This is a genomic window from Streptomyces sp. NPDC058295 (assembly GCF_042880655.1).
In the GTDB taxonomy this organism is placed as follows: Bacteria; Actinomycetota; Actinomycetes; order Streptomycetales; family Streptomycetaceae; genus Streptomyces; species Streptomyces coriariae.
This window is the reverse complement of the sequence record NZ_JBHVYO010000105.1, coordinates 1-5,651: the sequence shown is the minus strand read 5'-3', so window position 1 is coordinate 5,651 and position 5,651 is coordinate 1. Positions and strand designations below refer to the sequence as shown.

At 70.4% G+C, this 5,651-nt stretch carries 6 protein-coding genes; 5 read left to right on the top strand and 1 reads right to left on the bottom strand.

The window, feature by feature from the left end:
- Positions 1 to 70: 70 nt before the first annotated feature.
- Complete coding sequence (gene bldD, locus ACFVYS_RS43695) at positions 71 to 571, bottom strand: transcriptional regulator BldD (protein ID WP_020128858.1); 501 nt, start codon at positions 569 to 571, stop codon at positions 71 to 73.
- Positions 572 to 811: 240 nt separating this feature from the next.
- Here bldD and pyrR point away from each other — a divergent pair, with 240 nt between their 5' ends.
- The 5 genes from pyrR to carA all read left to right on the top strand — a co-directional run bounded on the left by pyrR (position 812) and on the right by carA (position 5,482).
- Positions 812 to 1,396: a bifunctional pyr operon transcriptional regulator/uracil phosphoribosyltransferase PyrR gene (gene pyrR, locus ACFVYS_RS43690; protein ID WP_389511440.1), complete on the top strand. Its 585-nt coding sequence runs from the start codon at positions 812 to 814 to the stop codon at positions 1,394 to 1,396.
- A gap of 96 nt (positions 1,397 to 1,492) precedes the next feature.
- A complete protein-coding gene (locus ACFVYS_RS43685) occupies positions 1,493 to 2,473 on the top strand; it encodes an aspartate carbamoyltransferase catalytic subunit (RefSeq protein ID WP_020128860.1) in 981 nt (326 codons plus the stop codon).
- A gap of 5 nt (positions 2,474 to 2,478) precedes the next feature.
- Positions 2,479 to 3,765 (top strand): dihydroorotase, encoded by a 1,287-nt coding sequence (locus ACFVYS_RS43680; protein ID WP_389511439.1) that lies wholly within the window; start codon positions 2,479 to 2,481, stop codon positions 3,763 to 3,765.
- Positions 3,762 to 4,343, top strand: coding sequence for a hypothetical protein (locus ACFVYS_RS43675; protein WP_389511438.1), 582 nt, complete (start codon positions 3,762 to 3,764; stop codon positions 4,341 to 4,343). Before ACFVYS_RS43680 ends, ACFVYS_RS43675 begins: the two co-directional genes overlap by 4 nt.
- The gene (gene carA, locus ACFVYS_RS43670) at positions 4,340 to 5,482 is read left to right on the top strand and encodes a glutamine-hydrolyzing carbamoyl-phosphate synthase small subunit (protein WP_389511437.1); all 1,143 of its coding nucleotides are present in this window, start codon (positions 4,340 to 4,342) and stop codon (positions 5,480 to 5,482) included. The genes ACFVYS_RS43675 and carA overlap by 4 nt, the downstream gene beginning before the upstream one ends.
- The last annotated feature ends 169 nt before the right edge of the window (positions 5,483 to 5,651 follow it).

Genomic DNA, 5,651 nt, shown 5'->3' with positions numbered 1-5,651 from the left:
GGCCGGAACCCTCAGGTTCCGGCCACCCCGGCGGCACGTTTCTGCTGAGCTCTGCCGGGCCGCCGGGGCCTCAGCCCTCCTCGTGGGAGACGGCGCGACGGGCGTCCGCGTCCAGGACGCCCCAGCTGATCAGCTGCTCGGTCAGGACCGACGGGGACTGGTCGTAGATGACGGCGAGGGTGCGCAGGTCGTCCTGGCGGATCGACAGCACCTTGCCGTTGTAGTCACCGCGCTGCGACTGGATGGTGGCCGCGTACCGCTGAAGGGGGCCCGCCTTCTCGACCGGCACGTGGGCCAGTCGCTCCAGGTCCAGGACCAGCTTCGGCGGCGGCTCGGCGGCTCCACCCGGAGTGGTGCCCGGCAGCAGTTCCTGCACGGGAACGCCGTAGAAGTCCGCCAGCTCGGCAAGGCGCTGCACGGTCACGGCGCGGTCGCCGCGCTCGTACGAACCGACCACGACCGCCTTCCACCGTCCCTGGGACTTCTCCTCGACACCGTGGAGGGAAAGGCCCTGCTGGGTGCGGATCGCCCGGAGCTTGGCCCCGAGCTGTTTGGCGTATTCGCTGGACATATAGCTCCCCGGCACTGGGTCGACGCGGCACTGGCCGCGTGCTGGTAACTCACTGTGAGGTTACGCAGCGTGATTCTTCTGAGTCAAGCCGAATGGTCCACACCGACGCTTCCGTGGTATCCGTGGCCGATTACGCCAAGGGGGTGATCGGGGCGGTGTCCCGGCCTGCTACCGTGGATGGCGCAAATCCGACGTCCTTTAAGGTCCGTCCCGTGAGGCGGAGAAGGAGGTCCGTTTCTTATGGACAAGCAGGACATTCAGCAGGACTCCCGGCAAGCCGATGCGCGGCCCGTTCTCGAAGGCCCCGACATCGCGCGGGTACTGACCCGTATCGCCCACGAGATCGTCGAACGCGCCAAGGGCGCCGACGACGTGGTGCTGCTCGGCATCCCGACCCGCGGCGTCTTCCTCGCCCAGCGGCTCGGCGCCAAGCTCGAGCAGATCACCGACCGCAGAATTCCGGTCGGCTCCCTCGACATCACCATGTACCGCGACGACCTGCGCATGCACCCGCCGCGTGCGCTGGCCCGCACCGAGATCCCCGGTGACGGCCTGGACGGCAAGCTGGTCGTCCTCGTCGACGACGTGCTCTTCTCCGGCCGCACCATCCGTGCCGCCCTCGACGCCCTGAACGACCTCGGGCGCCCGCGCGCGGTCCAGCTCGCGGTCCTCGTCGACCGAGGCCACCGGGAACTCCCCATCCGCGCCGACTACGTCGGCAAGAACCTCCCCACGTCGTTGCGGGAGACGGTCAAGGTCCAGCTCGCCGAGGAGGACGGTCGCGACACCGTGCTGCTCGGTGTGAAGCCGGCCGCCCAGCAGTAGCACGCGCGCGTGTGGCCCTCGGTGCCGTGCGCCTCACAGCCGTGCCCTGCACGTCCGTGATCTCCCTTGTCTGAACTGCCTTACGGAGCCTGACAGATGCAGCGTCATCTCATCTCGGCCGCCGACCTCACCCGCGACGACGCCGTCCTGATCCTCGACACCGCCGAGGAGATGGCCCGGGTCGCCGACCGGCCCATCAAGAAACTGCCGACCCTGCGCGGCCGCACGATCGTCAACCTCTTCTTCGAGGACTCCACGCGTACGCGTATCTCCTTCGAGGCCGCCGAGAAGCGCCTCTCCGCGGACGTCATCAACTTCTCCGCCAAGGGGTCGTCGGTGTCGAAGGGCGAGTCCCTCAAGGACACCGCGCAGACGCTGGAGGCCATGGGCGTCGACGCCGTCGTCATCCGGCACGGCGCCTCCGGCGCACCCTACCGCCTGGCCACCTCCGGCTGGATCGACGCGGTCGTCGTCAACGCGGGCGACGGCACCCACCAGCACCCCACCCAGGCCCTCCTGGACGCCTTCACCATGCGCCGCCGACTGGTCGGCCGGGACGCCGGGATCGGCCAGGACCTCGCCGGCAAGCGCATCACGATCGTCGGCGACGTGCTCCACAGCCGCGTCGCCCGCTCCAACGTCGACCTGCTGCACACGCTCGGCGCCGAGGTGACCCTGGTCGCTCCGCCCACCCTGGTGCCGGTCGGCATCGAGACCTGGCCGTGCGAGGTGTCGTACGACCTCGACAGCACGCTGCCCAAGTCCGACGCGGTGATGATGCTGCGGGTGCAGCGCGAGCGGATGAACGCCGCGTTCTTCCCGACCGAGCGCGAGTACTCGCGGCGCTACGGCCTCGACGGCGACCGCATGGCGCGGATGCCCGAGCACGCCATCGTGATGCACCCCGGCCCGATGGTCCGCGGCATGGAGATCACCGCCGAGGTCGCCGACTCCGAGCGCTGCACCGTCGTCGAACAGGTCGCCAACGGCGTGTCCATCCGGATGGCCGTCCTCTACCTGCTCCTGGGCGGCAACGAGCCCGCCGTCAGCCACGCCCGCACCACCGAGGAGAAGTAACAACCATGAGCAAGATCCTGATCCGTGGTGCGAAGGTGCTCGGCGGTGAGCCGCAGGACGTCCTGATCGACGGCGCGGTCATCGAGGCCGTCGGCGCGGGGCTGTCCGCCGAGGGCGCCGAGGTCGTCGAGGCCGCAGGCAAGGTGCTGCTGCCGGGCCTGGTCGACCTGCACACCCATCTGCGCGAGCCGGGCCGTGAGGACTCCGAGACGGTGCTGACCGGCACCCGCGCCGCGGCCTCCGGCGGCTACACCGCCGTCTTCGCCATGGCGAACACCTTCCCCGTGGCCGACACCGCCGGCGTGGTCGAGCAGGTCTACCGGCTCGGCCAGGAGCACGGCTACTGCGACGTGCAGCCGATCGGCGCGGTCACGGTCGGCCTCGAGGGCCGCAAGCTCGCCGAGCTGGGCGCCATGCACGAGTCGGCGGCCGGCGTCACCGTCTTCTCCGACGACGGCAAGTGCGTCGACGACGCGGTGATCATGCGCCGGGCCCTGGAGTACGTGAAGGCCTTCGGCGGGGTCGTCGCCCAGCACGCGCAGGAGCCGCGGCTGACCGAGGGCGCCCAGATGAACGAGGGCGTCGTCTCCGCCGAGCTGGGGCTCGGGGGCTGGCCGTCGGTGGCCGAGGAGTCGATCATCGCCCGGGACGTCCTGCTCGCCGAGCACGTCGGCTCCCGGGTCCACATCTGCCACCTCTCCACCGCCGGGTCGGTCGAGATCGTCCGCTGGGCCAAGTCCCGCGGCATCGACGTGACCGCCGAGGTCACCCCGCACCACCTGCTGCTCACCGACGAGCTGGTGCGCAGCTACAACCCGGTCTACAAGGTCAACCCGCCGCTGCGCACCGAGCGGGACGTGCACGCCCTGCGCGAGGCGCTCGCCGACGGCACCATCGACATCGTCGCCACCGACCACGCCCCGCACCCGCACGAGGACAAGGACTGCGAGTGGGCCGCAGCCGCCATGGGCATGGTCGGCCTGGAGACCGCGCTGTCGGTGGTCCAGGAGACGATGGTGGAGACGGGCCTGCTGGACTGGGCCGGGGTCGCGAGCCGCATGTCGTTCAAGCCCGCCCTGATCGGGCGGGCGGGGGGCCACGGGCGTCCCGTCTCGGCAGGTGAGCCCGCCAACCTCACGCTCGTCGACACGGAATACCGTGGGTCGGTGGACCCCGCGGGCTTCGCCTCGCGCAGCCGGAACACCCCCTACGAGGGGCGTGAGCTGCCGGGCCGTGTCACGCACACGTGGCTCCGGGGCAAGGCCACGCTCGTCGACGGGAAGCTCACGTGACATCTGCTGCACTACTGCTCGCGGCCGAGAAGGAATCGGCCGAAGTGACCGACTGGGCCGCGCGGATCGGCTGGGTGGTCGGCCTCGGCCTCTTCGTCGCGCTCGTCTACTGGCTGATGCGCGAGGGCTGGAAGTGGCGCGGCACGCTCCAGGGCGACCTGCCCGAGCTCCTCGCCGCGCCGGACGACCCCGGCCCGGTGAGACTGGGCATGAACGGCCGCTACCACGGCTCCACCACCGCCGGGCAGTGGCTCGACCGCATCGTGGCGCACGGCCTGGGCACCCGCAGCCGGGTCGAGCTCACCCTGACGGCCGCGGGACTGGACGTCGTACGCCCCGGCGCGACCGACTTCTTCGTCCCGGTCGCCGCACTGCGTGAGGCCCGGCTCGACAAGGGCATCGCCGGCAAGGTCCTCACCGAGGGCGGACTGCTGGTGGTGACCTGGGCACACGGCGACAAGCTGCTCGACTCCGGCTTCCGCTCGGACCACGCGGCCGAGCACGGCGAGTGGGTCGACGCCATCAACTCCATGATCGACAAGACCGAAAACCCGACGGAAACGGAAGGCGCACGATGACGACCTCCACCAGGGGAACCACCAAGGTTCCCGCCGTACTCGTCCTGGAGGACGGCCGGATCTTCCGGGGCCGTGCCTACGGGGCCGTGGGGGAGACCTTCGGCGAAGCGGTGTTCTCCACCGGCATGACCGGCTACCAGGAGACCCTGACCGACCCGTCGTACGACCGCCAGATCGTCGTCGCGACCGCCCCGCAGATCGGTAACACCGGCTGGAACGACGAGGACGACGAGTCGGACCGCATCTGGGTCTCCGGCTACGTCGTGCGCGACCCCGCGCGCGTGCCCTCCAACTGGCGCGCCAAGCGCACCCTGGACGACGAGCTCGTCGCACAGAACGTCGTCGGCATCTCCGGCATCGACACCCGCGCGCTCACCCGCCACCTCCGCGAGAGCGGCTCGATGCGGGCCGGCATCTTCTCCGGCGAGGCGGTCGGCTCCGAGACCGAGCTCCTCGCCCGCGTGCAGGCCCAGCCGCACATGAAGGGCGCGAGCCTCTACGAGGAGGTCGCCACCAAGGAGGCCTACGTCGTCCCGGCGGTCGGCGAGAAGCGGTTCACCGTCGCCGCCATCGACCTCGGCATCAAGGGCATGACCCCGCACCGCATGGCCCAGCGCGGCATCGAGGTGCACGTGCTCCCGGCGACGGCCTCGGCGGCGGACGTGTACGCCGTGAACCCCGACGGCGTGTTCTTCTCCAACGGCCCGGGCGACCCGGCCACCGCCGAAGGTCCGGTCGCGCTGATGACCGAGGTGCTCGAGCGCAGGACGCCGCTCTTCGGCATCTGCTTCGGCAACCAGATCCTCGGCCGCGCCCTCGGCTTCGGCACCTACAAGCTGAAGTACGGCCACCGCGGCATCAACCAGCCGGTCCAGGACCGTACGACCGGCAAGGTCGAGGTCACCGCGCACAACCACGGGTTCGCCGTGGACGCGCCGCTCGACCGGGTCAGCGAGACGAAGTTCGGCCGCGCCGAGGTCTCGCACGTCTGCCTCAACGACGACGTCGTGGAGGGGCTCCAGCTGCTCGACCAGCCGGCCTTCTCCGTCCAGTACCACCCCGAAGCGGCAGCGGGCCCCCACGACGCCGCCTACCTGTTCGACCGCTTCGTATCCCTGATGGAGGGCCAGCGTGCCTAAGCGCACCGATATCCAGTCCGTCCTGGTCATCGGCTCCGGCCCGATCGTCATCGGCCAGGCCGCCGAGTTCGACTACTCCGGTACCCAGGCGTGCCGTGTCCTGCGTGCCGAGGGGCTGCGGGTCATCCTGGTCAACTCCAACCCGGCGACGATCATGACCGATCCGGAG